We start from the raw sequence: 26,643 nt of genomic DNA, 5'->3' as shown, positions 1-26,643 counted from the left end.
CTGCCTCCCCGTCTTGATCGCAATTAAGGCGCTGCGTTAAGCTGTGAACAGCGTGCTCGCAACACCACCTACGGTCTTTGATGGCCTAGGGTTCTCAGCTAATTGGGCTCGCGCTACTCGCTACTGCAAGCAGGCCAGCCACAGCCTGTTCCAAAGACCTCAAAGTTGACCGGTTGGCGCCGATAGGCCCCTGCCGATCCACCGACTTCCCCTCCCTGGAAAGCCTGAGGAGCGGCCCCTTGTGAGGGCCGCCCGATCATTACTGCTTAGGCGTCGACGGAAGCGGTGTCGACGCTAACACCCGGCCCCATGGTGGTGGACAGGGTGATTTTCTTCAGGTAAACGCCCTTGGCGGCGGCGGGCTTGGCCTTTTTCAGGTCAGCCAGCACGGCTTCAAGGTTGCCCTTGATGGCATCCAGCTCGAAGCTGATCTTGCCAATACCGCCGTGGATGATGCCGTTCTTGTCGGTACGGTAGCGCATTTGACCCGCCTTGGCGTTCTTGACCGCAGTCTCAACGTCCGGGGTCACGGTGCCGGTTTTCGGGTTCGGCATCAGGCCGCGGGGGCCCAGGATCTGGCCCAGCTGACCGACAACGCGCATGGCGTCCGGAGAAGCCACAACCACGTCGAAGTCCATCATGCCGCCTTTGATCTGCTCGGCGAGGTCTTCCATGCCGACGAAGTCAGCGCCAGCGGCCTGTGCTTTGTCAGCATTTTCGCCCTGGGCGAACACGGCAACGCGTACATCGGAACCGGTGCCGAAGGGCAGTGTGGTAGCGCCGCGGACAGCCTGGTCGGATTTACGGGCGTCGACGCCAAGGTTCACAGCCACTTCAACAGTTTCGCTGAACTTGGCAGTGGCGAATTCCTTCAGCAGGCTTACCGCCTCTTCCAGAGAATAAGCCTTGCGCGGATCGACTTTTTCCTTGAATGCGCGTACGCGCTTGGACAGCTTGGCCATCAGTTAACCCCCTCTACTTCGATACCGGCGGAACGCGCGCTACCGGCGATGGTACGCACGGCGGCGTCCATGTCGGCGGCGGTCAGGTCAGGCCACTTCTGGGTGGCGACCTCTTCCAGCTGGGCGCGGTTGACCTTGCCCACTTTGTGGGTGTTGGGGGTACCCGAGCCTTTCTTGATCTTGGCGACCTTGCGCAGCAGAACGGCTGCCGGCGGGGTCTTCTTGATGAAGGTGAAGGAACGGTCGCTGTAAACGGTGATCACTACCGGAATCGGCAGACCGGGCTCCAGGCCCTGGGTCTCGGCGTTGAACGCCTTGCAGAATTCCATGATGTTCACGCCGTGCTGACCCAACGCCGGACCCACAGGCGGGCTCGGGTTGGCCTGGCCAGCAGGCACTTGCAGCTTGATATAAGCTTCTACTTTCTTTGCCATGTTGACTCTCCCGGGTGCTAACGCCGTTGTACCGTGAGGTACGCGGGCTCCCCATTGTCGAAAAAGGGGTCAGAGCCCTTTTTACCTCTTTCCAAAAAGGGCTCTGACCCCTTTTAATAATCAGGCCTTCTCGACCTGGCTGAACTCCAGCTCCACCGGTGTGGAACGACCGAAGATCAGCACCGCCACATTGAGGCGGTTTTTCTCGTAGTTGACCTCTTCCACGACGCCATTGAAGTCGTTGAAGGGGCCATCGACAACACGGACCATCTCGCCCGGCTCGAACAGCGTCTTGGGACGCGGGGCTTCTACACCCTGCTCAACCCGCTGCAGAATGGCCTCCGCCTCTTTCTCGGTGATGGGCGCCGGCGCATCCGCCTTGCCGCCGATGAAACCCATCACCCGGGGCGTTTCCTTCACCAGGTGCCAGGTCGCATCGTCCAGTTCCATCTGCACCAGCACGTAACCGGGAAAGAACTTGCGCTCGCTCTTGCGCTTCTGGCCGGCGCGCATTTCCACCACTTCTTCGGTGGGCACCAGCACTTCGCCGAAGCGATCCTGCATGCCGTGGAGCTCAATTCGCTCCTTCAGCGCAGACGCCACCTTCTTCTCGTAGCCTGAATAGGCGTGAACCACGTACCAACGCATTGCCATCGGCTAAGCCTTCCCGTCTCGCTATCCAATCGCCAGCGACACCAGCCAGCCCAGCAGGGAATCGAGCCCCCAGAGCATGAGTGCCACTACAACGACAAAAATGACCACAATCATGGTGGTCTGCACTGTCTCCTGGCGGGTGGGCCAGACGACTTTGCGAATTTCGGTTCGCGAACCTTTGACCAGTGACCAGAAGGCCGCACCCTTGGCGGTTTGCAGGGCCACAAAGCCAGCCACTGCCGCCAGGGCAACCAGCGCCAGCACCCGGTACAGCAGCGACTCGCCAGAGAAATAGCTGTTGCCGACCACGCCCACTGCCAGCAGGGCGAAGACGACAACCCACTTCAGCGTATCAAAGCGGCTTCCGGTGGTTTCCACACTCATCAAACAATCCTATCTGCGGGCTGTCGCACTGCGGCGACGCCCCCTGCCATAATGGCAGGCCAGGAGGGAATCGAACCCCCAACCTGCGGTTTTGGAGACCGCTGCTCTGCCAATTGAGCTACTGGCCTAAATCTGAACCTTCTTCAACTTGAGACAACGAAGCCGAACTGCCTGCTCAGCGGTTCGGCTTGGTTGCTTGGCCACCCCGGCCATGGCCGGGATGACTCAAACGCCCGCTCACGCGGGCGCTTTCATCACTCGATGACTTTGGCGACGACGCCGGCGCCAACAGTACGACCACCTTCGCGAATCGCGAAGCGCAGGCCATCTTCCATGGCGATCGGTGCAATCAGGGTCACAACCATCTGGATGTTGTCGCCCGGCATGACCATCTCAACACCTTCCGGCAGCTCACAGGAGCCCGTCACGTCAGTGGTGCGGAAGTAAAACTGCGGACGGTAGCCCTTGAAGAACGGCGTGTGACGACCACCTTCGTCCTTCGACAGCACGTACACCTCTGCCTCGAACTTGGTGTGCGGAGTCACAGAACCCGGAATCGCCAGCACCTGGCCACGCTCCACGTCTTCACGCTTGGTGCCACGCAACAGGATACCCACGTTCTCGCCCGCACGGCCTTCGTCCAGCAGCTTGCGGAACATCTCAACACCGGTACAGGTGGTCTTGGTGGTGTCGCGGATACCCACGATCTCGATCTCGTCGCCCACCTTGATGATGCCGCGCTCGACACGACCGGTTACCACAGTACCGCGACCGGAGATGGAGAACACGTCTTCCACCGGCATCAGGAAAGACTGGTCAATCGCACGCTCCGGCTCCGGAATGTAGCTGTCCAGGGTCTCAACCAGGGTCTTCACGGCAGTGGTGCCCAGACCGTTCTCGTCTTCACCGTTCAGCGCCATCAGGGCAGAGCCACAGATGATCGGGGTGTCGTCGCCCGGGAATTCGTACTGGTCCAGCAGCTCGCGCAGCTCCATTTCAACCAGCTCTTTCATCTCTTCGTATTCCTCGGAGTCCGCACCGCCGCAGTCTTCTGCCAGCAGGTCGGCCTTGTTCAGGAATACCACGATGTAGGGAACACCAACCTGACGGGACAGCAGGATGTGCTCGCGGGTCTGCGGCATCGGGCCGTCAGTCGCGCCACACACCAGGATCGCGCCGTCCATCTGCGCCGCACCGGTGATCATGTTCTTCACGTAGTCGGCGTGCCCGGGGCAGTCAACGTGCGCGTAGTGACGGTTCGGGGAGTCGTACTCCACGTGCGAGGTCGCGATGGTGATGCCGCGCTCTTTCTCTTCCGGTGCATTGTCGATACCGTCAAAGGCAACGGCTGAGCCGCCCCAGGTCTCGGAGCACACGCGGGTCAGGGCCGCGGTCAGGGTAGTTTTACCATGGTCTACGTGACCAATGGTGCCCACGTTGACGTGGGGTTTACTACGTTCAAACTTTTCCTTTGCCATTACGACGGTCTCCTATCACAGCGGCCTATGCCACGCAGTTGAAACGCACCACTTAAAACTTTCTGGCTGCACACCCTGAACCATAAAGGGGTGTGGAGCTCATAACCGGATTTGAACCGGTGACCTCTTCCTTACCAAGGAAGTGCTCTACCGACTGAGCTATATGAGCCTTTCACAACCAACTGGAGCGGGTAGCGGGAATCGAACCCGCATCATCAGCTTGGAAGGCTGAGGTTCTACCATTGAACTATACCCGCCACACTTCCCAACGGACCGGCCAAAGCCAGCCCTGCCGCGCCTTGCGCGGACTTCCAAGCCACACTGAAACCACTCAAGCCAACAGGCGCTCTTGATTGATTTCAATACAAAATCTTGGTGGAGGGGGGTGGATTCGAACCACCGAAGCTTTCGCGTCAGATTTACAGTCTGATCCCTTTGGCCACTCGGGAACCCCTCCCAGAAGGCGGCATATTGTCCAGACGCCACCCAGCCTTGTCAACCAATTAATCCCCCTGATTTTGCGGCGGGCCGGCAACGGAAAAATCCCGTAAAAACAGGCACCAGCAGGCAACTGCACAGGGGGCAGGCGACGCGGGCGCGCATTATTCACACCAGCACCGGGGTGCGTCAACCTATAATCGTATCTACCGGGTGGAATTTCGCTGTTTGGGCGTGATTTGCTACAACTTCACGGCAATCTGCCCTTAGACAAGTAACTGAATCGGGTCCGAGACCCAAGCCCCCCGCCGCCAGGAGCGTACTATTGCCGACGCCCCCGGGCCCGCAGTTCCGCCAGCCGCTGCTCCATCTCGGCAAAGCTGATGGTGGAATTGTAGGCACCGGAGCGCTCGCCCTCGACTTCCAGCGCACTGCCCAAATCCATCTCCCAGCCCTCATTCATGAGGTCCCGGATACGGCGCAGGGCCTCCGGCTGGGTATCGGCAATATCCCGCGCGGAGGCCAGCGCCGTCTCGATCAACTCATCGTCCTTGCACACGCAGTTCACCAGCCCCCAGTCCATGGCCTGCCGGGCGCTGAAATAATTGCCGGTAAAACTGATCTCCCGCGCCCGGTTGATACCGACCAAGCGCGGCAACTTCTGGGACAGCCCCCAGCCGGGCACCAGGCCGACCCGGGCATGGGTATCGGCGAAGCGGGCGGACTCGGCGGCATAGAGGTAGTCACAGGCCAACGCCAACTCGAAGCCCCCGGTCACCGCAAAACCATTGATGGCGCCGATGATCGGCTTGCTGCAGTCCGACAAAGCCCGCACCAGCGGCGCGTCGGTACCGAGGTTGTCGGCACTCATCGACTTGCCGCCGTCGGCACCCATTTCCTTGAGATCGACTCCAGCGGTAAAGGCCTTGCCCTTGCCGGTGAGGACGATGGCACGCACCCCGTCATTGGCGGAAAGCGCACGAAAGGCGTCGATGATGGCCGCCGTCATACCGCGGGACAGGGCGTTGTAGGCCTCCGGCCGATTCAGGGTCACCAGGGCGACCTTGTCGTTGACCTCTACCAACACCAGGTTGTCCGTCGATACTTCTGCCGTCATAGGTACTGCTCCGCCGTTGTTATTGCATTAAAAGGAAGGCCAGATTCTGGCCAAAGCCGGGAATGAAGGCAATTTCCCCCCTCCGGCATGCTACGCGGGCAATGCGGGCCAGCCAACTCTCACAACTGGCAGGTCGGCTCAAAACAGGTTGGGGTAGCCTTGCCAGTAGTACTGGTACTCGCGGCTCTGCCAGCCGCGGTAAATACTGTCCCAGTCCAGCCCCGGAATACGCCAGCCGTGATGCGGTTCGAGGTTGGTGGAGAACACCGGCGCCCCGAAGTCGCAGAAGCGGGTATCAACGCTGATACGCACCTTGTCGGCCGCGATGTTGGGCTCCGCCCGGTGCACCGTGGCGGAGTGAAAGATGAGCACATCGCCACAGCGATAATCCGACACGTGCCACTCGGTCTCGTGCGCATGGATTTCGCACTGCACCCCGCCCACCCCCTCGGCCTTGAACACCGGCCGCACACCGCCGAGGTGTGAGCGCGGAAGCACCGTCACCCGCCCCATGGAATCATCGACATCGTGCAGGGCCACCCAGATGCCCGCCATGCTCGGGCCTGCGTGGTGGGAATAGGCATCCTGGTGGGGCGGCGTCTCGTAGCCGATCTTCCGCGGCGTGGCGATGCGCGCCATTTTCATCGGGTAGACGAAGTGATCCTCGCCCGCCACCAGGGTCATCAGGCGCGCCAGTTCCGGACGATGGAAAAAGGTGTGGAACGCCTCCAGCCGCTGTATTTTCGGATAGACCTCATCCCACACCGCGTCGGTTTCGAAAAAGGGCTCCCGCGCCAACACCGGCGCCCCGGCGGGCGTACGCGTGATATGCGGATACAACTGGTCGAGGATGGTGTCCAGCAGGGAGCGGCACAGCCCGGCATCCACCGCTTGCGGGAAGTAGAGGTAGCCAAGCGCCTGAAAGCGCTCACGCAGCGCATCCAGCGGCTCAAGGGGATCTGAAATCGTATAGGGTCTGCGAACCAATGCCCGCGCTTCGAGCTGTGCCAACTCGGCGTACCTTTGCGTGCTGCAGAAGGACGACCCCGGGGCACCCGGGCGGTAACCCTGCAGCGGTTTATTATTGCTTTCGAATGTTTACCGGCAGTCCGGATTTTGGCTTCGGGAAAATGGAGCTGGCGAGAGGAATCGAACCCCCGACCGGCTGATTACAAATCAGCTGCTCTACCTACTGAGCTACGCCAGCCTGGGCGACCATTTCCGAGCCTTCCCGATGGACGTATTGCCGTGGCAAGCCCGCCCTGACTGCCCAACAGGAGGGCCGGGATTCTAAGCAAAGCGCCGTCGGGATGCAACGAATTTGCGCCTGACTGGACTTCGTCCGTTAACGGTCGCTATGCTGCCCTCGACCCAATCTGCAGATTAAGCCTGACATTCATGCCCGCCCCTCAGGACAACCGATCACAGCCCGAACTCAGCGGTAACAGCTTCATCATCGTAGGCGCCCCGCGCACTGGCAGTACCCTGCTTGTACGCACGCTCAACAGCATCCCGGGAATTTGTTGCCACGGCGAACTGCTGAATGCAGGCAAGGTGGTTGGCTACGTTGACGACTTTGACACCATCAATGCCAGCGAAACGGAACGAAAAGCGCACAGGGAGCGCCTGACCCGATGGCGGGACAGTGATCCTGAGGGATTCCTGGATGCTGCCCTGAAGGCTGATTCCGTGGCCGGCCTGAAGCTGCTGTATGGCGCCATCCTGCACCCGCGCTGGCGGGAAACTGTCGACAGCCTGCTGGCTGGCAGCAGGCTCAAGATCATTCATCTGCGGCGTCGCAACCGGCTGCGGCGCTACCTGTCAGAACAGGTAATGAAGACGACGGGGGCGACCCATTCGGGCCTGGGCGGTGGCGCCAACAGGTTCAAGCGCAACAAGCTGCACATCGACGTGCAGGCATTCCAGCGGAGCGAGTCGACCATTGAACAACAGGCAAAAAAGGTAAGCGCATTGTGCAGCTCGCAGCCCACCCTTGAGGTCGACTACGAAAATCTGGCGCAAGACTTCGACAGTGAAATCCGTCGCGTCACGGAGTTTCTCGGGGTAGACATCGGTAGCGGGAGCATTCGCCCAGCCCTGGAGAAGATCGGTGCCAATGACTTGCGTGAGGCGATCAGCAACTACGCCGAGCTGGCGGCGAATCCGCTCACCCAGGCCTATCTCTAGATCACTGACAAACCGCAACAGACCGGGAAAAGATGGTGCCGGAGATAGGAGTCGAACCTACGACCTTCGCATTACGAATGCGCTGCTCTACCAACTGAGCTACACCGGCGGTCTTTCGGAAAGCGCGCCATTCTAATCCACGGAGCTCCGGATGCAAGCGCTTCAGTTAGCCCGAATTTCCGCCATCAACTGCAAGCCATCCAGCACCAGGTCGGGAACCAGTTCCCCATGCCCACCCAGTTGCTCGTGGAGCCAGGAGCCGCCCCCGCCGGTGAGAAACAGACTCACCCCCTCGCCTGCCACTTCCAACGCCTGGCGCACTGCTGCAGCCTGGGCCAGAGCAATACCGTGACGCACTGCCTCGGCGGTGGAGCGGCCAGGCTGCAGGCGATAGTCTGCCGCTTCCGAGAAGCGCACGCGATCGGTGTCCAGTAACAGCGCCCGCTCCATCAATCCGGGGCCGGGGATAATGTAGCCGCCCTCGTGCACGCCATCGGCGCCAACCAGATCAATGGTGAGGGCCGATCCCGCATCTACCACACACAGGCGCCCGGCATGGCTGGCACGCGCGCCCAGCATCGCCAGCCAGCGATCGACCCCCATGCGCTCCGGTTGGGCATAACTGTTATGCAGCCCCAGGGTCTCGGCCTCAGACACGGCAAACCAGGGCTCGATGCCCCAGCGCTCCCGGAGCATCGCCGCCAGCGCCTGATTGCTCTTTTCATCCGCCACACTGGAAATCCAGATTGCCTGTGGTGCCGGGGCACAGTCCAGCAGCGCCGATCGGCTCGCCGCATCGTCGGCCTGGTAACGACCGCGCTCAACCACTTCGCCAGCCACCAGCAGGCGCCACTTGGCGCTGCTGTTACCCACGTCAAATTGCAGGCAGCTCCAGGGGGCTGTCACGCTTGCGGCCTCAGCGAGAGTTCACCGCCAAACAGCGACTGGACCCCGACGGTGGTTTCCAGTTGCAGGGCGCCCCGCTCATCAACACCACGGGCGACCCCCGCCACCTGGCGATCGGCGCTGCGCACCACTACCGGGGTATCGGCGTAGGCGTCGCGCTGCATCCACGCTTCCCGCCAGGCGGCGAAACCTGTGCCTTCAAATTCAGCCAGCAGCGGCAACAGTTCATTCAGCAGGGCGCTCAGCAGGGCGTTGCGGCCCGGCGGACTATCTCCGCACAGCGTCGCGATATCCGTCCAGGCCTGGTCGATGGCGCTGGCGGCGATGTCCGGCATCCGCACATTCAGTCCCACGCCCACCACCACCTGGCAGGCCCCGGCGACGTCGCCTGCCATTTCCAGCAGGATGCCCCCGAGCTTGGCGCGGTTGGCGAGCAGGTCATTGGGCCATTTCAGCTGCACCGCAGGCACCCCCAGCTTTTCCAGAGCGCGGGCAGCGGCCACGCCCACGGCGAGACTCAAACCCTCCAGAGCGGCTGCGCCCTGGCTGAATTCCCAGGTAACGGAGAGGTAGATATTGCGCGCATACGGACTGACCCAGGCGCGACCTCGACGGCCTCGACCCGCGGTTTGCTGTTCCGCCGAGCAAACCAGGCCGCGGGCAGCGCCGGCCTCGATACGCCGCAGTGCCTCGGCATTGGTGGAATCCAGACTATCCTGCAGCCGCAATTCGCCCAGCAGCGATTGCGCGGGTACGGACAGGGCACTGCGAATTACCGCGTCGTCCAGCAGTTCCAGGCCACCCGGGATGCGATAACCCAGCCCGCGGACGGACTCAAGCTCCAGTCCCAGCTCTTCCAGCCGGTTCAACTGCTTCCACACCGCCGTCCGACTGACACCCAGCGCCTCGGCCAGGGCCTGTCCGGAGTGAAACTCGCCGTCGGCCAGCATGGGAAGGATCACGGTTTTGGGCATGAACTGGCACTCTCAAGGTCGTTGGGGCCGATGATAGCAAAAGCACAGGCAGTTCAACCTGCCAGACAGCACCCGTGGCCACACTTCGGTACCCGCCCTACACTGCCCGGACGGGCCAACAGCAATAATGACGGGGAAAATCCATGGCACTGAGTGACGAAACCCTGCGCGCCACAGCGCAGAAACTGATTAACGCCCACGCAGAGGCATCACGCAGCAATGAGTGGACGTTTTTTGTCGACGCACTCTACGCGCAGGACTGCATCTACACCTGCGAGTATGCCGGTGTAATGGAAGTCACCGCCCGCGGAATCGACGAAATCAAGGCCACCCACTACGGACGGGACATGCAGGTCGGCTGGGAGGGGTGGACCTTTCCCTATGAAGGAGTCTATGTCGGCAGCGACAACCGCCTGGTTACCCACTGGCTCAACCGCGGCCCGGGCCAACGCCCGGATGGCAGCCACTACCAGACCCCCGGCATCTCCTTTATCACCCTCAATGACGACGCCCGCATCGCCCGCCAGTTCGACATGTTCGACCTGGCCCACCAGATGCACCTGTGCGATGAACTGGAAGACGCCGGCCTGCTGTCGCCCCAGCTCAAAGAGAGCTGGGTGCTGCCGATGAAGTCACGCCTGGAAACCCAGCTGGCCCGGCACCGCTAGCCCGGGGGGGCGCGTCTGCTGGCAGCCATTGCCGCCCGCAATTAAGACGGTTGACTTATTAAGTCGACCGTCTTAGATTGCACCCCATGGAATCTCCTGCCGAATACCACACCACCACGCCGGAAGCTGTCGAGTTCAGTGCGTCGGCGCTGACGCTGCTGCACACGGCGGAGCAACTCATCGCCGAACAGGGCATCGACGGCGTCTCCAGTCGCGAGATCGCCCGCCGCGCCGGGCAGAAAAACCACTCGGCGGTGAACTATAACTTCGGCTCTTTTGAAGGCCTGGTGGAAGCGCTGATTCACTACCGGGTGGGCCCTGTAAACCGGCGCCGCGAACAGCAACTGGCGCGTTTGCAGGCTGAGGGCAACACGCCCGACCTGCGCGACCTGGTAGACCTGATGATTCGCCCGCTGGCGGAAGAGTTGTTACAACCCGCTGGCCATACCCACTACCTCAGCCTGCTGGCCCAACTGCTGCCGCGCCCTCCCTGGCGCGAACTGTTCATGCGCAATCGCGCCCGCTCCGGGGCGCTGCGTGAAGTCTCCGCTCTGGCGGAGGCCCAGTTGCAGCACCTCCCGCGCCACATCCGCCAGGAGCGCCTGCGCCTGCTGGGGGGCCATATCGTCCAGGTGGTGGCCGAGTGGGATACCCAGCGCCGTAGCGGCGAACGCGACAGTTCGCCCGCCGAGCTCACCTGGCGCCTCGACGATTTCATTCGCTATTCACTGGCCGGCCTGTGCGCGCCGGCTCCCGGGAGTCAATAACAATGGACATATTTCAAACGGTGGGGCTGGTAGTCTTCGGCAGTTTCCTGCTGCTGTTCGCCCTGGAACTGCTGACCGGCCGCCTGGGCCTGTCACCCCGCCCTGCGCGGGATTTCCTGTTCATGGTATTCGGCCTGTTCTCCAACCTGGTAGTGGCGGGCACCCTGATAGGCGCCTTTGCAGGCTGGCTGGTCATCCAGCTTTGGCCCAATCACGCGGGCAGCCTGGCCGGTGTCTCGTTCTGGATCGCGTTCCCGCTGATCTTCCTGATTGAGGAAGCCGCCCACTACTGGCTGCACCGGGCCTCCCACCAGTGGCGCTGGTTGTGGAAGATTCACCGCACCCACCACAGCGCCCAGCACCTGAATGTGAGCGTGGTCTACCGCTACAATTTCTTCTGGGTCTTCCTGCTGCCACAGACCTGGATGGGCGCCTTTGCCGTGTACTTTGGCCAGACCACCGCCTACTTCACCGCGGTGTTGATCACCTTCTTCGTCAATCTCGCCACCCACTCCAGCTTCCGCTGGGATCTGTGGTTGCGCGAGCGGACACCACAGCCCCTGCAGGGCCTGTGGTGGGTCATCGAGCGGGTCATTACCCTGCCGGATACTCACCACGCCCACCACGCCTACGGCCGCAGCGCCCATCCGAACGGCAACTACGCGGTGACTTTCTTCCTGTTTGACGTGATGTTTGGCACTGCAAAGATTCCCAATGCCCGCCAGCAGCACTACGGTCTGCCGATATCCCCGCGCCTGCACTGGGCCGAGGAGCTGCTGTGGCCAGTGGTGCGCAAACCGCTATTGCCGAAGCCGGCCTCCGCCAGTCCGTCAGACGCCGCCTGAACCGCGGCGGCCGGCCGCCGCCGGCTACAACCCCGGCGTCATCAAGTACCTTCCTGCTGTGGTACATTCGCGGAAACTGTGCGGAGGCACCATGCTCACCCGAACCCTGCTCCATATGCGTCAGCTTGCCGCCCTGCTGGTTGCCGCCAGCGGCGCCTGGCAGGTCGCCGGCCTCTGGTTCAACCCACTCAATGAAGCCCATCTCCTGATTGCGCTGATCGGCGCGGCCTACCTGCTGCTGAGCATCGGGCTGTTCGGCCAGTCCCGCTTCAGCCTGTTCCTGGCCATGGTGGTTCCCGCCCTTCACCTGTGGTTCCTGATGCGTCTTGGCGAGGGCCTGGCGAGTCTGCCGGCCGCAATCGACCTTGCCGTGATCCTGCTGTGTGCCCGTGTCTTCTGGGCCCTGCGCCACCAGCCCAGTGTGTAACCGCCCCGTCCATGACCTGCCGCGGTCTATCGGTATAATCCCGCCCTGCATTCACCCGCGGCCCCGATACCATGCTTGACCCTCTGATCATCCTCGTCGCCCTCGCCTGTGGCATGGCCAGCCGGGCCGTCGGCCTGCCGGCCCTGATTGGCTACCTGCTGGCCGGTTTCCTGTTGCACGAGTTGCAGGTGGGAGGCGGCGACATCCTGCACATCCTGTCGGAAGTCGGCATTACCCTGCTGCTGTTCACCATCGGCCTGAAGCTGCAACCAAAGGACCTGCTGCTGACCCGCATCTGGGGCACCACCCTGGCCCACATGGCCCTGATGCAGGTATTTTTCCTCGCCGTGTTCTACCTCGCCGGTCACTTGTTCCCGGCGCTGGAACTGAGCTTCAGCGCCAGTCTCGTCGGCGCCTTCGCCCTCACCTTTTCCAGCACGGTCTTTGTCATTCAGGTGATGCAGGAGCGCGGCGAAATGGCCTCCCGTCACGCCGGCCTGGCGGTGGGCATCCTGATCATCCAGGACCTCGCGGCGGTGGTCTTCCTCGGTTTATCCGCCGGCAAAGTGCCAGGGCCGGAAGCGCTGCTGCTGTTGCTGCTTTTTCCCCTGCGCGGCGTCATCCTGCGCCTGCTCACCCTCAGCGGCCACGGCGAACTGTTTACGCTGTTCGGCCTGACCCTGGCCCTCGGCGGCGCCGAGGTATTTGAACTGACCGGCATCAAGGGCGACCTCGGCGCACTGGTCATCGGGGCGGTGCTCGCCGGGCACCAGAAAGCCAAGGAACTGTCGCGCAACCTGCTGCAATTCAAGGATCTGTTCCTGGTCTGTTTCTTCCTCTCCATCGGGCTGGACGGCTGGCCGCAGCGGGAGATGATGCTGCTGGCGGTAGTGATTGGCCTGCTGGCAGTGGCCAAGCCGCCCCTGTATTTCCTGCTCATGACCCGCCTGCACACGCCGCCGCGCACCGCCTTGCTGGCCTCCATGTCGCTGGCTAACTACAGTGAATTCGGGCTGATTGTGGTGGCCGTGGCCGCCAGTGCCGGCTGGATGGAACCCCAGTGGTCAGGCGCCATTTCCCTGGCTATCGCCGTCAGTTTTCTGATCGCCTCTCCGCTGAACCGTTTTTCACACCAGCTCTATCGCCGCTGGTGCCAGCGCCTGCAAACCTTTGAAACCGAACAGGTGCGCGCCACCTGGCCCGACACCAAGGGCACCCGGGTGATCGTCCTCGGCATGGGCAACATCGGCACTGGCGCCTACGAGGCCATCGCCGAGCAGTACGGCCCGGAAGTCCTGGGGGTGGATGACAACGACCGCAAGCTGGCAGCCCACCGCGCCGCCAACCGCCGGGTAGTGGCCGCGGATGCCTCCGATCCGGACTTCTGGCACCGGGTGGATCTGGAGCGGGTAGAACTGGTGATGCTGGCGCTGACCAATCACGAGGAGAACAAACTGGTAGGGCGCCTGCTGGAGGACCTGGGCTACCGGGGCCGCATCGCCGCGGTGGTGCGCTTCGCCGAAGAGGCAGAGGAACTGGAAAACTGCGGCATATCCGCCTTCAACCTCTACGCCCAGGCCGGCTCCGGTTTTGCCGCGCATGCAGCCGCACATCTGGGCGCAGGCCGGCAGGACGCCAGCGGCTAGTTTCAGCCTCTGGCAGCGGGCCCACGGCCGCAATCGATACAAGCGGCCCCCTCCCGGCAAAGTCCGCTACAATCGCCCGCCCACGAATCAGGAAACTCCCATGGCCCTCAAGCCCACCATTTACAAGATTCAACTCGATCTTGCCGACAGCGATCGCAATATCTATGAAAGCGAGAGCCTGACGCTGGCTCGCCATCCTTCGGAAACCATTGAACGCCTGTGCGCGCGAATTCTGGCCTACGGACTGTTCAAGGCACCCGGCCTCGGGTTTACCAAGGGGCTGTCGACCAATGACGAGCCGGATTTGTGGCAGCACAGTGACAGCGGTGAGATCGAGCACTGGATCGAGCTGGGCCAGCCGGAGCCAGCGCGCCTGCGCAAAGCCTGCGGCGTCGCCCGCAAAGTCAGCGTGGTGAGTTACGGCAAAAGCAGCGACACCTGGTGGAAACTGAATTGCGAGGACATGACTGGCCTGCCGCGTCTCAACGTCTTGCAACTGCCCTGGCAGCAGGTGCAGGTGGCGGCTGAACTGATTGAACGAAATTGCAGGCTGTCACTGGCTATCGCCGGCGGGGTGCTCTACCTGGACACCGGCAACCGGCAGGTAACGCTGGAGCCAGTGGTTTTGCAGTCGGAATGAGGATGCTCGCGCGCCCCCAGCCAGAGCAGGAACAGGCTGTTAAGCAGTACATAGCTCAGCCCACCCACTAGAGGCAGGGTCGCCTCTGTCGAGGCCCAGGCAAACCCCAGCACAGCGACGACGGCCAGCAGGCGTATCGAGTCCCAGGCCAGTCCCGGGCGGCCGTCCAGCCAGCGCGCTGTTGTCACGGTGGTCGCCAGCATCACCGCCCACAGGCAGACGCCGAGGTAATAGCCCGGTTCGCCCGCCTGCATGGCGTTCAACAACAGCACCACCGCAATCAGTTGAAAGAAGGCGTACCAGCCGAGCGCGCGACTGAGTGGCGGATCGTATTTCCGGAACCGGGAGAGATCGCTCTTGACCCGGGGATAGCGCGCCTCTACATCTTCCGGCCGCCAGCCAGTGCGCGCCACCCACACCCGGACCTTGTCGCGCCAGCGCGCGGCGCGCCAGCTGTCGCGGGCCATGTCCACGTAGATATGGGTCAGGGCCTTCACCGGGCTGAAACTGCCCAGGGGGCCGCGGATGCCGTAGATCGGCGGGTCGTCCTCCAGCTCTTCCTGAAAGGTGCCGAACAGGCGATCCCAGAGAATAAACACACCGCCGTAATTGCGGTCCATGTAGCGGTCGTTCTGGGCGTGATGCACCCGGTGGTTGGAGGGAGTGACGAAGACCCACTCGTACCAACCCAGCTTTGGCACATGCTCGGTGTGCACCCAGAACTGGTAGATCAGGTTCAGCGAGCCGACCGTCACCACCACCTCGGCGGGAATGCCCAGCAGGTACATCGGGATATAGAACAGCCAGCTCAACAGGAAGCCGGTGCTGGTCTGGCGCAGGGCGGTGGAGAGGTTGTAATCCTCACTCTGGTGGTGAGCCACATGGGCCGCCCACAGGATGGTGCGTTCGTGACCGAGGCGGTGCAGCCAGTAGTAGCAGAAGTCGTAGAGCACAAAGGCCAGCACCCAGGTAAACCAATGGCCGGCATCCATCAGTGGCAGCGAGAAGTACTCGGTGATCAGGTAGTAAATATAGCCGCCCACCCCCAGCGTCACAAAACGCTGGGCCTGGCTCAGGGTGCCCAGGAACAGGCTGCTCACACTGTCGTTCAGGCGGTAGGTATTGCGCTGCTGGCGTATGCCGTAGCCCAGCTCCAGCAGCATGGCCAGGATAAAGAAGGGGACGGCATAGATGACGAGGTTCATAAGGGTTGGCGGCGTAGTTTTACCTGATCGCAGTATCGTGGCTGACGGGGCTGAAAGCAAAGTGAAAGACCCCGCGGTATCCGGCAACCACGCACCGCATACAGGGCCGATTCTGGCTAGTGACCGCGACACACCGGGGCTATAGTGCAGCCATGGAAACGCCAACCACCCCAGCATTGCAATACGCCAGCGGCCTGCCCGACCCGGAGACCTGCCGCCGCGCGCGTCTGTCGCGGGATCCGCGCTTCGACGGCGAGTTCTTCCTCGGCGTACGCTCAACCGGTATCTATTGTCGCCCGATCTGCCCCGCGAAATTGCCTGCGGAAAAAAACGTGCGCTACTTCCGCGAGGCCAGCCAGGCCGCGGCGGCGGGATTCAGGCCCTGCCTGCGCTGCCGGCCGGAAGCCGCGCCAGGCAGCCCCGCCTGGCAGGGCAGCAGCACTACCGTAAATCGCGCGCTGAGCCTGATCAATGCCGGCGCCCTGAACGAGGGCTCGCTGGAACAGTTGGCAAACCGGCTCGGTGTGGGCGAGCGCTACCTGCGCAAGCTGTTCCGACGCGAACTGGGCGTTTCGCCCCAGGCGGTCGCCCAGCACCGGCGGCTGCTGTTCGCCCGGCAGTTACTGGTGGAATCGTCCCTGTCCATGACCGACATCGCCTTTGCCGCCGGCTTCGGCAGCGTGCGGCGCTTCAACAGCGCCATCCAGGCCAGCTACGGCGTTGCGCCCACCGCCCTGCGGCGCCGGGCCGCTAGCGATGAAGAGGGAATCCAGCTGCAAATGCAATACCGGGAGCCCTATGACTGGGACGGCGTGATCGACTTCTTCGCCCGCCACGCCATCGAGGGTATCGAGACGGTCAGCGCCGGGCACTACGAACGCCGGGCCATACTGGACGGCGTTCCGCTGCGCTTTTCAGTGGCGCCAATGCCCGGTCGGGCAGCGCTGACACTGCGGGTACACAGCGACGGGGCCATTGCCCTGATGCCGCTGGTGGCGCGGGTGCGACGCATGTTTGATCTGGACGCCAACCCCGCCGCAGTCACCGAAGTACTCGCACGCGACGCGGCCCTGCGCCCGCTGCTGCAACGCTACCCCGGCATTCGTTCACCGGTGGTGTGGTCCCCGGCAGAGGCCACGGTGCGGGCCATCGTCGGACAGCAGGTCAGCATCGGCGCGGCCAGAACGGTTGGCGCCCGGCTGGCCACCGCCACTGACACCGGCGATTTTCCCAGCCCCGCGGGCATCGCCGCCCTGCCCAATGAGGCCTTCGCCATGCCGTCGCGCCGCCGGGACAGTTTGCGGGCGGCCTGCGCCATGCTCTGTGAGCGCAATGCCGGGGGCACCGCCACCGATTTGCTAGAGCGCCTGGAGGCCCTGCCTGGCATCGGCCCCTGGACCCTGGCCATGGTCGCCATGCGCGGCCTCGGTGACCCGGACTGCTTTCCGCCGAAAGACCTGGGCCTGATCCGCGCCTGGGAGGCGCTCGACCACGGCGGTGTGCCACTGAACACCGCCGCCAGCCGCTGGCGGCCCTTTGGTGCCTATGCGGCCAACCTTCTTTGGAGAAGCCTGTGAACACCCTGAAAATCAGCAGCCCGATTGGCGAGCTGCAGCTGGTTTCCGACGGCCAGGCACTGGTCGCCATTCACTTCCCCGGCGACCACCGGCAAGCCCACCCGGCCCACAACGACTCGGTACTGACAAGCGCTGCCACCCAGTTGGCTGAATATTTCGCGGGGCAACGCAGGGCGTTCGCCCTGCCCCTGGCGGGAAATGGCACGCCGTTCCAACAAGCTGTGTGGAAGGCCCTGCATGCCATCCCCCACGGTGAGCTGCGCAGCTATCGCGATATCGCCAGCGCCATTGGCCGGGAAACAGCGGTGCGTGCAGTGGGCGCCGCCAACGGCCGCAATCCGCTGCCCATCGTGGTGCCCTGCCACCGGGTGATTGGCAGCGACGGCTCGCTGACCGGCTATGCCGGAGGGTTGACGATCAAGCGCCAGTTGCTGGCGCTGGAAGGTATCGCCGGGTTCGCCTGAGCGGGCGCACGCTCAGAATTCGTATTCGAGCAGGGTTCGCAGGGTGTAGTCCGGGGTAGCGCTGTCCAGACCGACGATCACCGCCGCCTCCCAGTGCAGGCTGCGACCGGGGCCAAGGCGAAAATTACCGAGGCCGGCAGGTCCCAGGCCGGCGGTGTCTTCACCTTTGTAGAACTCTACCGCCGGTTCAAATTCCGGGCGGTAACGGTAGCGCCCCTGCAGGGCCAGCCCCGTCTCCCACTCATCGCGGATATCATCACCCCACTCGTAGGCCGCCTCCAGGTTGGCCGCCACACTAAAGCGCCCCAGTTCGCGCTCCAGTAGCAGCGACACGGCGCTCTCCCAGCTGTCTTCACCGCGCTCTTTTTCAAGCTCGAACAACAGGCCGTAATCCAGCGCATATTCACCCTGTTCGGTGATCTGCCAAAGGGTCTCCAGCTCGTAGGCCTCAATGGCGAATCCACTTTCTTCACTGTCCGAGCCAAGGAGATAGGCCTCCAGCATCACGTTGGGCGCTACCGCGCGACCCACGCTGAAGCGGTGCAACTGACTGCGGCCCTCCCCCGTGGCCGGGTTGTCATCGGCGACTATCGCCCGCCATTCCAACTCCCAGACCAGCGGGTCCACGTAGGGATGGTAGACCTTGTCCACGGCAAGCCCATCGGCCAGCGCCGGCAGGCTGAGGACAAGCAGCACCGCAGCCGCTCCGGTTGATGTGACCTTCATAATCCTTTCTCCCCCGAAACCCACGGGCGCGCCGCGTAAACACTCGCGATCGTGACCAGCGCGAGACTGCCCAGGTAAAGACCGAGTTCCACCGCGTTGGGCGTGGCTTCATAGCCCAGCACAGCGTTCAGCAGCTCTCCGGTGATAGAGTCCTCGCTGAGCAGCCAGTTGCTGTCCCACACCGGGCTCGGGCTGACAATCCATCCGGCCTGGTCCAGCAACATCGCAGCCTGCATCACCATGCCAGCCGCCAGCAGGCACAGGCTTGCCAGACAGAATACGAAGGCCCGCCGGCCCGGCCGGGACACCAGCGCCCAATAACACAGCGTACCGGCACTCACGCCGATACCCGCCCCGAGGGCACTGCCAAGCAGCACACTCTGGCGATACTGGTCGATACCCGCAAAGCCCTGCACATAGAGCAAAATCTCAGATCCTTCCCGGGTCGCCGCCAGGGCAACCGCCAGCGCCATCAGGTAGCCGGTAGAATGCGAGTAGCGCCGGCCATCCTCGCGCTCACGGACATCCACGATCACGGCGCACACCAGCAGAAATACGCCAAACTGCAGTGCAGCATTCGTCACCTCCTGCCCGGTGCCATCCAGCATGTCGGTCACAGCACCCAGCACCGCAGCCAGAGTAAATACCCCCAGCAGCGATACCACCACGGCCGGCCACAGCCAGGCAAAGCCGAGGCGGGTAATGCGGGCCAGCGCCAGCAGCGCAGTGACCAGAATGGCGGCCTCGAGCACTTCGCGCAGCACCAGAATGACGGAATTGATCAGCATCACCGCTACTCCGCAATCACCCGCCCCTGGGCGGTCAGGGGGTTGAATTCACCGAAGAAGGGATAGGTGCCGGGAGTCAGCGGCCCGATAAAAATCACCGCCTTGCGCCCGCCCAGGATGACCTTCTCGCGATTGAGCTCGTAGCTTTCGAATTCCTCCGGCGTTGGGTCCTCGTTGCGCACTACCAGCTTGACCCGGGTGTTGGCCGGGACAGTCAGCTCCGAAGGCTCAAACAGGTGATCGCGTATCACCAGCTCAAACTCCGGTGCCGCCGAGACCGTTCCCGCCACAGGAACAAGCAAGCAGAAAACAATGCTACGCCAGCTCACGTGGACCGTCCGTATGCGGAAAGCGCACGACGACGACCAGGCCGCTGCCCGTAGCTGGCGCTTCCAGGGCCACTTCAGCACCGTGCAGCTGGGCAATCTGCCAGACAATCGCCAGGCCCAGGCCGGCGCCGCCGGCGCCGCTGCCGCCATCCACCCGGTAGAAACGCCGGAAAACCTGCTCACGCTCGGCGGCGGGAATCCCCGGGCCATTGTCGGCAACCACCAGACAGGCCTGCCCGTCCCGCCGCCCGGTGCTCACCTCCACCTCGCTGCCGCGACCGGCGTATTTCCGGGCGTTGTCCAGCAGGTTGCGCAACAGGGTATCCAGCATGCCCTCGTCCCCTGCCACCACGCAGGAACCTCCACCCAGCGACAATGACAGGCCGGCTTCGGTAAACACCGGCCACAGTGACGCGGACACTCGCTCAGCCAGTGAGTGCAAATCCACACTGTCGAACTGGCCGCGCATCAACTCCGGCTGGGTACGGGAGAGGTCCAGTACCTGCTCCACCAGATGCTGCATACGGCTGACATCAGCGCGTGTATGCGCCAGCGAGGGATGGTTCGCCGGCAAGTCCTGCGACAGGTTGTGAAGATGGATTTTCAGGCCACTGATGGGTGTGCGCAGTTCGTGGGCGGCATGGGAAGCAAAGTCGCGCTCCCGCTGCAGCGCCGACGAAAGACGCGCCAGCAGGGCGTTGGTGGAGTGCACCAGCTGCTGTAATTCCGCGGGCGGTGCGGGGAACACCAGCGGCTCCAGGTCGTCGCTGGCCTTGCGGTTGATCTGCTGCGACAGGGCACGCAGTGGCGCCAGGCCCCAGCCCACGAGAAACCAGATCAGGATGGCGGCCACAGGAAGCCAGGTGAGCAGCGGCAGAATCGATGCCAGTACGACCCGCTCGGCCAGGGTGTAACGCAGATCGGCGCGCTCGGCCACTTGATACCAGGTATCGTCCGCCCCGGCGACAGTGAGCGTGCGCCAGCGAAAACCGTCAAAGTTCGCGTAGTCATAACCCGGCGCGAAGCGCGCCATGGCTTGCTCGCCGCTGATACCTGCCCGATGCAGCAAGCGACCATCGCGCCATACCTGAAATGCCAGGCCATCGCTGGACGGCTGTTCTGCTTGCAATACATCATCCGCTTCACTGTAGCGCAGGATTTCCACCGCGTAGCGCAGCTGGGTATCCAGCAATTCTTCGGCTTTGTCCATGCTGGCGCGATAACCCAGCAGCGCCGCCAGGAATGACACCAGCGTAAACGCGGCGATCAACATGGCAACCAGCGCAATGCGAATGGACGTCATACCGCCGCGATGGTATAGCCAATGCCGCGCACAGTGCGGATAAAGTCATCCGGCAATTTGCGGCGCAGATGGTGCACGTGGACCTCCAGCGCGTTACTGGCGACTTCCTCGCCCCAGCTGTAGAGGTGATTTTCAAGGACAGAGCGGGTCAGGACCTTTCCGGCACTTTCCATCAGGGCTTTGAGCAACATGTACTCCCTGCGCGGCAGGTTCAGTGTCTCACCATCCACCGTAACAGTGTGGGCGGCGGCATCCAGCACCACCGGGCCAATGCTGACCTGGCTACTGGCAGCCGTCGACAAGCGCCGCGCGAACACCCGCAGTCGCGCCGCCAGTTCCTGCATATCAAAGGGTTTGGCAAGATAGTCGTCAGCGCCCCGATCCAGCCCGGCCACTTTGTCTTCCGCCTCGCCGCGAGCCGTCAGCAACAGGACCGGCGTCTGGTCCTTGCGCCCGCGCAATTCCGACAGTACCTGCAGCCCGTCCATGTCCGGCAACCCCAGGTCCAGTACCACCATGTCGTGCGCCTCGGCGCGAATGGCGGCCAGGGCCTCGCGACCACAGGCCACATGATTGACCACAAAGCCCTCCCGGCCCAGGGCCGCCTGCAGGCCACTGGCCAGTGAAAGGTCATCTTCCACCAGCAGGATGCGCATCAGGCAGCGGGCTCCCGCGCCGCATCGACAACGGCGTCCGCACGCCGGGCGTAACGGGTTATGACCGGCAAGGTACTGGCCAGCGATTTGTCCACCAGTCGCGGCAGCAGGGCGTTAATGCGCACAAACAGGCGTTCCGGCCAACCGCTATCGCGGCGCCGCTCGTCGCTCTCGACAAACCGGACCAGATCCTCGGCCACCACTTCCGGCGGGTCCATGGCATTTCCCAGTTCCGCGTTCATGGCCTCCACCCGCTCTGAGTTCATGGCGGTACGAATGGCCCGGGGCGCGAAATAGCGCACCGAGACAGGCGTATCCGCCAGTTCCCGCGCCAGCGCTTCGGTCAAACCGCGCAGCGCGAACTTGCTGGCACAATACGCCGAGAACCCCGGATAGCCAATAGCGCCGAAGGTCGAGCCCACATTCACAATTACCGAATTGTGTTCACGTAATACCGGCAGAAGACCGCGAATCAATGCCGCCGGTGCCTCGACATTCACAGCCAACATCTGCCGCAGCTCACCAGAACCCTGCTCGCTGAACAGCCCGAAGGTATTGACGCCAGCGCAGTTGATCAGACCGTCCACCGCTTCGCCGGCCACCGCGACCACCGCGCTCACCCCGGCGCTACTACCCAGATCGGCCACGACTACTCCGTGTTCACCACCCGGCAGGCCATCGCAAAGCGCCTGCAAGACTTCGTCATTCCGACCCACCAGCAACAGGCGCGCGCCCCGCTCCGCCAGGCGCTGAGCCACGGCGCGACCCAGGCCACCACAGGCGCCGGTCAACACCATGCGTTTCCCGTCAATTTTCATACGCCATCCTCAGGCCGCCAGCGCGGCCGCCTGTTCACTCTCTACACTGCGAAAGACATCGGCATAGAGTCGGTAGAACATGTTCGCCGCATGCAGGATGACCTGCTGATCTTGCGGCGATTCAATGCGATCCATGAGCCCGCGGAAAAAATCCACGTGGTCAATATCCAGCGCACCGTGGGAGCGCAGGTAGGTAAATGCGGCAGGCGGCAGGCCCGTGGAGACCATGATGCTGGACGCCGCGGCATCGGCCACCGCGATACTGGTGCCCTCCAGCACGTGAACCATGCCAAAGAATCCCAGCGGGTTACCGCGATCGATCAGGTGGTAGGCATAGGCGACCATCAGTTCAGTGGCCGCATTGGGGGCGCTGTGCTCCGCAAGGTCACGGTCATAGCCACAGGCGGCGATATCGTTCAGCACCCACTCCTGGTGCCCGGTTTCCTCGTCGATGTACTCGGCAATGGCCACCCGCAGCCACTCCTGGTCGGGGCGCAGACGGCTGCCGGTGGCCATCAGCAGGGGCACGGTGTGCCGCACGTGGTGGAAGGCCTGGCAGAGAAAGGCCGCGTAGCGCTCGCGGGTGAGCCGGCCCTCGAGGGCATCGCGCACCAGGGATGTGCCCTGCAGGGCCTCCCGGCCCGCGGTGGTGGTATCCAGCAAGTGTTGGTAAAAGCTCATAGCTGAGGTAACTCCTCGGGTTGATAGAGGGAATCGATAGCACCTTGAAAGCGAGCGGCAATCACCTGCCTGCGGGGTTTGCCATTCGGAGTCAGCAGGCCATCGCGGGCAGACAGGGGCGCGGACAACCGCTGCCAGGCACCGATTCGGGCGTAGTCAGGCAGGCGTTCATTGGCGGCGTCCACCAGCGCCTGAAGATTGGCATCGGACATCGCGGCATCGCGGGGGTAGAGCAGCGCGCAGCAACTGGCCCTTGCATCGCCAAGCACCACAGCCTGCAGCAGAGCACCGCTAGCGAGCAGTTCACTCTCCACCCACTCCGGGCTCACATTGCGGCCGTAGGCAGTAATCAGCAGGTGTTTGCGGCGTCCTGCAACTACCAGGAAGCCTTCCTCCAGCCTGCCCAGATCACCGCTGGCCACCCGCTCGGGATACCAGGACTCCGGATCCCCGAGATAGCCGAGAAAGGCATTGCCCTCGATCTGTAATTCACCGTCATTCACATGCACTACCAGATGCGGAAGTACCTGACCGCAGGTGCCGGGGCGGTCATTTCCGGGGCCATTCAGCGCTACTACCGAGGCGCACTCGGACAGGCCGTAACCCTCGTAAACCGGTAAACCCGCTGCGCGGGCACGGCTCACCAGAGCGGGCGCCACCCGGGCGCCGCCCACCGCCACGAAACGCAGGGAGTCCGGCGCAACCCAGCCCGCCGCCGTGGCGCCGACCAGCACCCGCAGCAACTCCGGCACCAGGATCAGGCTCTCGGGCCGCTCCCGGGCCAGCAAAGCCAGAAAGCGCTGCGCATCCAGGCCGCTGCTTCCCGCCAGACCGGTGTCGGCACTGCCCGGCACACAGACCTGCCCACCAGCCAGCAAAGGCAGGTACACCCCGGCGATGTTTTCCAGCAGTGTCGGCAGGGGCAGCAAAGCCAGGTGGCGCACCTTCGTGAGTGCAGTACGCTGCAGCAGTGAGCGCGCCACCACCAGGCACTGCTCTGTGGACAGACACACGCCCTTCGGCTGGCCGGTAGACCCGGAGGTGAAGGTAATCTTGGCGGTGCGCTCGGGCAGAGGTGTCGCGGCCACCGCCGGCCGGAACGCCATCGACAGCCCGTCGAGCAACGTGACACGGGATTCTGTGCAGAAAGCTGCTACCAAGACCGCTTCCGACGTCGATGCCACCGCATCCACGCCAGCGGCATCGAGCAGCCAGCGCACCTGGTCGGCAGTAAAAAAGGTGGGGACGGGCACCAGTACCACCCCCGCCAACTGCGCCGCCAGGTCGATGATGATCCAGCCCGGGCTGTTGTCAGCATGCAGAGCCAGGCGCTGCACTTCCTGCTCACGGAACAAGTTGGCCAACCCCTGTACTTCGCCTTGCAGCGCCGCTGCGGTGTAGGTAACCGTGGAGCCGGTCAGCACTATCGCTTCCGGATCGCGCTGCGCCCGCTCCCGCAGGGACGCCAGCAGGGCGTTCACGCCGCCTCCCGGGCCACTGCGGCAGCCAGGCTGTCGATCGCTCCGGCATAGTGTGCCATCAGCGCCACCATGCCTGGCTGGGTGCCCGCCTGGCGTACAATTCTGCGGATATCCGCCAGCATGACAACGGGCTCGGACGCGTAGTAGCTTCCCCAGCAACGCCCGCCATCAGGCAGGCATTCCGGCCGCGCAGCCTGAATCGGACGCGGCGAGAAACCGCAGCGGGCAATCGAACGGCGCACAGCCTTGTTGCCGGCAAATAGCAGAAAATCCACGTCCGCCGCGCGCAGGGCGCAAGCGACCAGCAAATAGAGGATGCCGCTGTGGCCGCCGCGGGAGACCGCCAGGTTACCGAGTTCCATCACCTGGGAGCGACGCACTGTCACCCCGTACAGGCTGCGGGTGAAATGCTCTACCGGTCGCTCAAGGTATTGCTCGCAGAACAGGCTCTGGCGGGCGGCGCTGCGAAGGCCCAGAGCGGCCTCGGGTTCAGCGCCCCCGTACAGGCCCGCCAGTAGCGGCATGAAACCACTCACCGCGGCGCCGTAAGCGGCGGCAAATACGCCGCCGATATAGTGTTCCAACTGATCCCGCCCCGCCCCGGCCCGATCGAAAACCCGGAGTTCCGGGAGTCCGTGGTTCGTCTCCAACACGGCGGGCGATGCGCCGGGGGCTGGCGCTGATAACGCTATGGATGTGTGCACTTTGCCTGCTCTCCCTGAAGCTACAGGGGCAGACTAGCGCTGAGTCCTTAGTGAAAACTTAAGGAAAAACCTGTCGCGGATTAATTCAGACTTGCCTCAATCGTCTTGATCCAGCGCGCCTCGTCGATAAAACCCCCACCCCAGCTTTCCCACTTCTGCCCCAGGCCCTGGGTGACAATCTCCTCAACGTCGGCGCCCTCTTCCAGGCGCTCACTGACGATGTCGATGGTGGACTCCAGCATGTCGGCATAGCGCTGCAGGTCCGCCTTTTTCGCCAGGCTGCCATGGCCCGGCACAATCACGGTATTGCCATCGATGCGCTCCAGCACCGCCTTCACGTTGGCCAGGTAGCCCTGCACGCTGCCGCCGGAACCGAGGTCCACGAAGGGGAAGTTGTCCTTGAAGAAATGGTCCCCCATGTGCACCACGTTCTGTTCCACAAAGTACACCACGGAATCGCCATCAGTATGGCCGCGGGGGTAGTGCTGCGCCTCAATGGTGCCGCCATTGAAACGCAGGGCGACGGCGTCGGCATAGGTCACCACCGGCAGGGCCGGCCTCGGGCTGGGCTCCACCACGCGGTCCATGGCCTTCATTTCCTGGCGGGTGGACATGCGCTGATACACATTGTCATGGGCCACGATGACCGCTCCGCGCTCGCCCCAGTAGGCGTTGCCACCGGTGTGGTCAAAGTGCCAGTGGGTGTTAAGTACAAAGCGCGGGGTGCCTTCGCCGGCCCCGGCCAGGCCGTCCAGTACCCCGGCATAGGCGGGGGCGTAGTTGGTGTAATCGTCGTCGATGATCAGCACCCCGTCGTCCCCCACCGAGGCAATCACGTTGCCGCCACGCCCCTGCAACAGGTGCAGCGGCGCGGGCAGGGTGCTAACGGAGACTTTCAGTTCCTCTTCCTGGGCCCCCAGGGGCAGGCTGGCGACCAGGGTAGTGGTGCACAGCAGCAGTAAAGTCAGTGAACGCATGGTTGTCCCCTTTTCTATCAGTGGGCGAAACCCGGCTCAAAGCCGCCGCAATCCTCTTGCAGAGGCCGTATGCTCAGGCGTTGAGGTCGGGGATCAGTTCGTCTTTCAGGCGCTCGATGGCGTCTTTCAGGCGCAATTTTTCTTTTTTAAGTCGCTGCAGGAGAATCTGGTTCTGGGAGGGATAGTTGTACATCGCATCAATGCGAAGGTCGAGCGCCCGGTGGCGAGCCATCAGGTCCTGTAGCCGCATGGCCGGGGTAATCAATTCGTTGGCTGCCTCCCCGCGGTCGTTACCTTCAGGGGGCTCTCTCATGTTCATTGCACCGCTCCACAACAAAGCCGCTCAGGACAGTCGCTCACTCTATACCCACTTCGATTGCGGTGACAAGCGAGCGCCCCTGCAGCCA

Annotated in this window: 30 protein-coding genes and 6 tRNA genes; 9 read left to right on the top strand and 27 right to left on the bottom strand. The window is 63.2% G+C overall.

Annotated elements, in window-relative coordinates; translation table 11 throughout:
• Positions 1-266: 266 nt before the first annotated feature.
• From rplA to FVW59_RS01190, 12 genes are all read right to left on the bottom strand, one after another.
• A complete protein-coding gene (rplA, locus tag FVW59_RS01245) occupies positions 267-962 on the bottom strand; it encodes a 50S ribosomal protein L1 (protein WP_148062424.1) in 696 nt (231 codons plus the stop codon).
• Entirely contained in the window at positions 962-1,396 is a 435-nt protein-coding gene (gene rplK, locus FVW59_RS01240) for a 50S ribosomal protein L11 (protein ID WP_148062423.1), read from the bottom strand. Before rplK ends, rplA begins: the two co-directional genes overlap by 1 nt.
• A 120-nt stretch (positions 1,397-1,516) precedes the next feature.
• Positions 1,517-2,050 carry a transcription termination/antitermination protein NusG gene (gene nusG / locus FVW59_RS01235; protein WP_148062422.1) on the bottom strand — a complete coding sequence of 178 codons (534 nt, stop codon included), beginning with the start codon at positions 2,048-2,050 and terminating at the stop codon, positions 1,517-1,519.
• A 21-nt stretch (positions 2,051-2,071) separates the two neighbouring features.
• The gene (secE, locus tag FVW59_RS01230) at positions 2,072-2,434 is read right to left on the bottom strand and encodes a preprotein translocase subunit SecE (protein ID WP_148062421.1); all 363 of its coding nucleotides are present in this window, start codon (positions 2,432-2,434) and stop codon (positions 2,072-2,074) included.
• 52 nt (positions 2,435-2,486) lie between these two features.
• A tRNA-Trp gene (locus FVW59_RS01225) sits at positions 2,487-2,562 on the bottom strand.
• 126 nt (positions 2,563-2,688) lie between these two features.
• The gene (tuf, locus tag FVW59_RS01220) at positions 2,689-3,912 is read right to left on the bottom strand and encodes an elongation factor Tu (protein ID WP_148062420.1); all 1,224 of its coding nucleotides are present in this window, start codon (positions 3,910-3,912) and stop codon (positions 2,689-2,691) included.
• A gap of 93 nt (positions 3,913-4,005) precedes the next feature.
• A tRNA-Thr gene (locus FVW59_RS01215) sits at positions 4,006-4,081 on the bottom strand.
• Between the two features lie 14 nt (positions 4,082-4,095).
• Positions 4,096-4,169 (bottom strand) — tRNA-Gly (locus FVW59_RS01210).
• 116 nt (positions 4,170-4,285) lie between these two features.
• Positions 4,286-4,369 (bottom strand) — tRNA-Tyr (locus FVW59_RS01205).
• Between the two features lie 303 nt (positions 4,370-4,672).
• Positions 4,673-5,467: an enoyl-CoA hydratase gene (locus FVW59_RS01200; RefSeq protein WP_148062419.1), complete on the bottom strand. Its 795-nt coding sequence runs from the start codon at positions 5,465-5,467 to the stop codon at positions 4,673-4,675.
• 138 nt (positions 5,468-5,605) lie between these two features.
• Positions 5,606-6,478 carry a phytanoyl-CoA dioxygenase family protein gene (locus FVW59_RS01195; protein ID WP_246139592.1) on the bottom strand — a complete coding sequence of 291 codons (873 nt, stop codon included), beginning with the start codon at positions 6,476-6,478 and terminating at the stop codon, positions 5,606-5,608.
• A gap of 120 nt (positions 6,479-6,598) precedes the next feature.
• Positions 6,599-6,674: transfer RNA gene (locus FVW59_RS01190), tRNA-Thr, on the bottom strand.
• Between the two features lie 191 nt (positions 6,675-6,865).
• Between FVW59_RS01190 and FVW59_RS01185 the strand changes: the two genes are divergently transcribed.
• The gene (locus FVW59_RS01185) at positions 6,866-7,654 is read left to right on the top strand and encodes a Stf0 family sulfotransferase (protein WP_148062418.1); all 789 of its coding nucleotides are present in this window, start codon (positions 6,866-6,868) and stop codon (positions 7,652-7,654) included.
• 33 nt (positions 7,655-7,687) lie between these two features.
• On the opposite strand, the gene FVW59_RS01180 is transcribed toward FVW59_RS01185, so the two are convergent.
• The 3 genes from FVW59_RS01180 to birA all read right to left on the bottom strand — a co-directional run bounded on the left by FVW59_RS01180 (position 7,688) and on the right by birA (position 9,534).
• A tRNA-Thr gene (locus tag FVW59_RS01180) sits at positions 7,688-7,763 on the bottom strand.
• Between the two features lie 53 nt (positions 7,764-7,816).
• Positions 7,817-8,560 (bottom strand): type III pantothenate kinase, encoded by a 744-nt coding sequence (locus FVW59_RS01175; RefSeq protein WP_246139591.1) that lies wholly within the window; start codon positions 8,558-8,560, stop codon positions 7,817-7,819.
• The gene (birA, locus tag FVW59_RS01170) at positions 8,557-9,534 is read right to left on the bottom strand and encodes a bifunctional biotin--[acetyl-CoA-carboxylase] ligase/biotin operon repressor BirA (RefSeq protein ID WP_148062417.1); all 978 of its coding nucleotides are present in this window, start codon (positions 9,532-9,534) and stop codon (positions 8,557-8,559) included. The genes FVW59_RS01175 and birA overlap by 4 nt, the downstream gene beginning before the upstream one ends.
• A gap of 143 nt (positions 9,535-9,677) precedes the next feature.
• On the opposite strand from birA, the gene FVW59_RS01165 reads away from it, so the two are divergent.
• From FVW59_RS01165 to FVW59_RS01140, 6 genes are all read left to right on the top strand, one after another.
• Positions 9,678-10,202, top strand: coding sequence for a nuclear transport factor 2 family protein (locus FVW59_RS01165; RefSeq protein ID WP_148062416.1), 525 nt, complete (start codon positions 9,678-9,680; stop codon positions 10,200-10,202).
• 86 nt (positions 10,203-10,288) lie between these two features.
• Positions 10,289-10,969 carry a TetR/AcrR family transcriptional regulator gene (locus FVW59_RS01160; protein ID WP_148062415.1) on the top strand — a complete coding sequence of 227 codons (681 nt, stop codon included), beginning with the start codon at positions 10,289-10,291 and terminating at the stop codon, positions 10,967-10,969.
• 2 nt (positions 10,970-10,971) lie between these two features.
• On the top strand, positions 10,972-11,814 hold the full coding sequence (locus tag FVW59_RS01155; protein ID WP_148062414.1) for a sterol desaturase family protein: 843 nt from the start codon (positions 10,972-10,974) through the stop codon (positions 11,812-11,814).
• A gap of 91 nt (positions 11,815-11,905) precedes the next feature.
• A complete protein-coding gene (locus tag FVW59_RS01150) occupies positions 11,906-12,241 on the top strand; it encodes a hypothetical protein (protein WP_148062413.1) in 336 nt (111 codons plus the stop codon).
• A gap of 71 nt (positions 12,242-12,312) precedes the next feature.
• Positions 12,313-13,887: a cation:proton antiporter family protein gene (locus FVW59_RS01145; protein WP_148062412.1), complete on the top strand. Its 1,575-nt coding sequence runs from the start codon at positions 12,313-12,315 to the stop codon at positions 13,885-13,887.
• 100 nt (positions 13,888-13,987) lie between these two features.
• The gene (locus tag FVW59_RS01140) at positions 13,988-14,527 is read left to right on the top strand and encodes a YaeQ family protein (RefSeq protein ID WP_148062411.1); all 540 of its coding nucleotides are present in this window, start codon (positions 13,988-13,990) and stop codon (positions 14,525-14,527) included.
• On the opposite strand, the gene FVW59_RS01135 is transcribed toward FVW59_RS01140, so the two are convergent.
• A complete protein-coding gene (locus FVW59_RS01135) occupies positions 14,467-15,732 on the bottom strand; it encodes a sterol desaturase family protein (protein ID WP_148062410.1) in 1,266 nt (421 codons plus the stop codon). The two genes, FVW59_RS01140 and FVW59_RS01135, sit on opposite strands and share 61 nt — an antisense overlap.
• A 152-nt stretch (positions 15,733-15,884) precedes the next feature.
• On the opposite strand from FVW59_RS01135, the gene FVW59_RS01130 reads away from it, so the two are divergent.
• Both FVW59_RS01130 and FVW59_RS01125 read left to right on the top strand, forming a co-directional pair.
• Positions 15,885-17,309 carry an AlkA N-terminal domain-containing protein gene (locus tag FVW59_RS01130; protein WP_148062409.1) on the top strand — a complete coding sequence of 475 codons (1,425 nt, stop codon included), beginning with the start codon at positions 15,885-15,887 and terminating at the stop codon, positions 17,307-17,309.
• Entirely contained in the window at positions 17,306-17,773 is a 468-nt protein-coding gene (locus tag FVW59_RS01125) for a methylated-DNA--[protein]-cysteine S-methyltransferase (RefSeq protein ID WP_148062408.1), read from the top strand. Before FVW59_RS01130 ends, FVW59_RS01125 begins: the two co-directional genes overlap by 4 nt.
• A gap of 12 nt (positions 17,774-17,785) precedes the next feature.
• Here FVW59_RS01125 and FVW59_RS01120 read toward each other — a convergent pair whose 3' ends face one another.
• The 11 genes from FVW59_RS01120 to FVW59_RS01070 form a co-directional block, all read right to left on the bottom strand.
• A complete protein-coding gene (locus FVW59_RS01120; protein ID WP_148062407.1) occupies positions 17,786-18,499 on the bottom strand; it encodes a hypothetical protein in 714 nt (237 codons plus the stop codon).
• Positions 18,496-19,287, bottom strand: a complete 792-nt coding sequence (locus FVW59_RS01115) for an FTR1 family protein (protein ID WP_148062406.1) — start codon at positions 19,285-19,287, stop codon at positions 18,496-18,498. The genes FVW59_RS01120 and FVW59_RS01115 overlap by 4 nt, the downstream gene beginning before the upstream one ends.
• 5 nt (positions 19,288-19,292) lie before the next feature.
• Positions 19,293-19,616, bottom strand: coding sequence for a cupredoxin domain-containing protein (locus FVW59_RS01110; RefSeq protein WP_148062405.1), 324 nt, complete (start codon positions 19,614-19,616; stop codon positions 19,293-19,295).
• The gene (locus FVW59_RS01105; protein ID WP_148062404.1) at positions 19,603-20,919 is read right to left on the bottom strand and encodes an ATP-binding protein; all 1,317 of its coding nucleotides are present in this window, start codon (positions 20,917-20,919) and stop codon (positions 19,603-19,605) included. The genes FVW59_RS01110 and FVW59_RS01105 overlap by 14 nt, the downstream gene beginning before the upstream one ends.
• Positions 20,916-21,575 (bottom strand): response regulator, encoded by a 660-nt coding sequence (locus FVW59_RS01100; protein ID WP_148062403.1) that lies wholly within the window; start codon positions 21,573-21,575, stop codon positions 20,916-20,918. The genes FVW59_RS01105 and FVW59_RS01100 overlap by 4 nt, the downstream gene beginning before the upstream one ends.
• On the bottom strand, positions 21,575-22,393 hold the full coding sequence (locus FVW59_RS01095; protein ID WP_148062402.1) for an SDR family oxidoreductase: 819 nt from the start codon (positions 22,391-22,393) through the stop codon (positions 21,575-21,577). The genes FVW59_RS01100 and FVW59_RS01095 overlap by 1 nt, the downstream gene beginning before the upstream one ends.
• A gap of 9 nt (positions 22,394-22,402) precedes the next feature.
• Entirely contained in the window at positions 22,403-23,074 is a 672-nt protein-coding gene (locus tag FVW59_RS01090; protein ID WP_148062401.1) for an iron-containing redox enzyme family protein, read from the bottom strand.
• Positions 23,071-24,555, bottom strand: a complete 1,485-nt coding sequence (locus FVW59_RS01085; RefSeq protein WP_187275701.1) for an AMP-binding protein — start codon at positions 24,553-24,555, stop codon at positions 23,071-23,073. Before FVW59_RS01085 ends, FVW59_RS01090 begins: the two co-directional genes overlap by 4 nt.
• On the bottom strand, positions 24,552-25,208 hold the full coding sequence (locus tag FVW59_RS01080; RefSeq protein WP_281290162.1) for a thermostable hemolysin: 657 nt from the start codon (positions 25,206-25,208) through the stop codon (positions 24,552-24,554). Before FVW59_RS01080 ends, FVW59_RS01085 begins: the two co-directional genes overlap by 4 nt.
• 131 nt (positions 25,209-25,339) lie before the next feature.
• Positions 25,340-26,236, bottom strand: coding sequence for an MBL fold metallo-hydrolase (locus FVW59_RS01075; RefSeq protein ID WP_148062398.1), 897 nt, complete (start codon positions 26,234-26,236; stop codon positions 25,340-25,342).
• Between the two features lie 73 nt (positions 26,237-26,309).
• Positions 26,310-26,549: a YdcH family protein gene (locus tag FVW59_RS01070; protein WP_148062397.1), complete on the bottom strand. Its 240-nt coding sequence runs from the start codon at positions 26,547-26,549 to the stop codon at positions 26,310-26,312.
• Positions 26,550-26,643 lie beyond the last annotated feature (94 nt).

The organism is Parahaliea aestuarii (assembly GCF_008064635.1).
Taxonomy (GTDB): Bacteria; Pseudomonadota; Gammaproteobacteria; order Pseudomonadales; family Halieaceae; genus Parahaliea; species Parahaliea aestuarii.
This window is presented reverse-complemented; position numbering and strand designations above follow the sequence as displayed.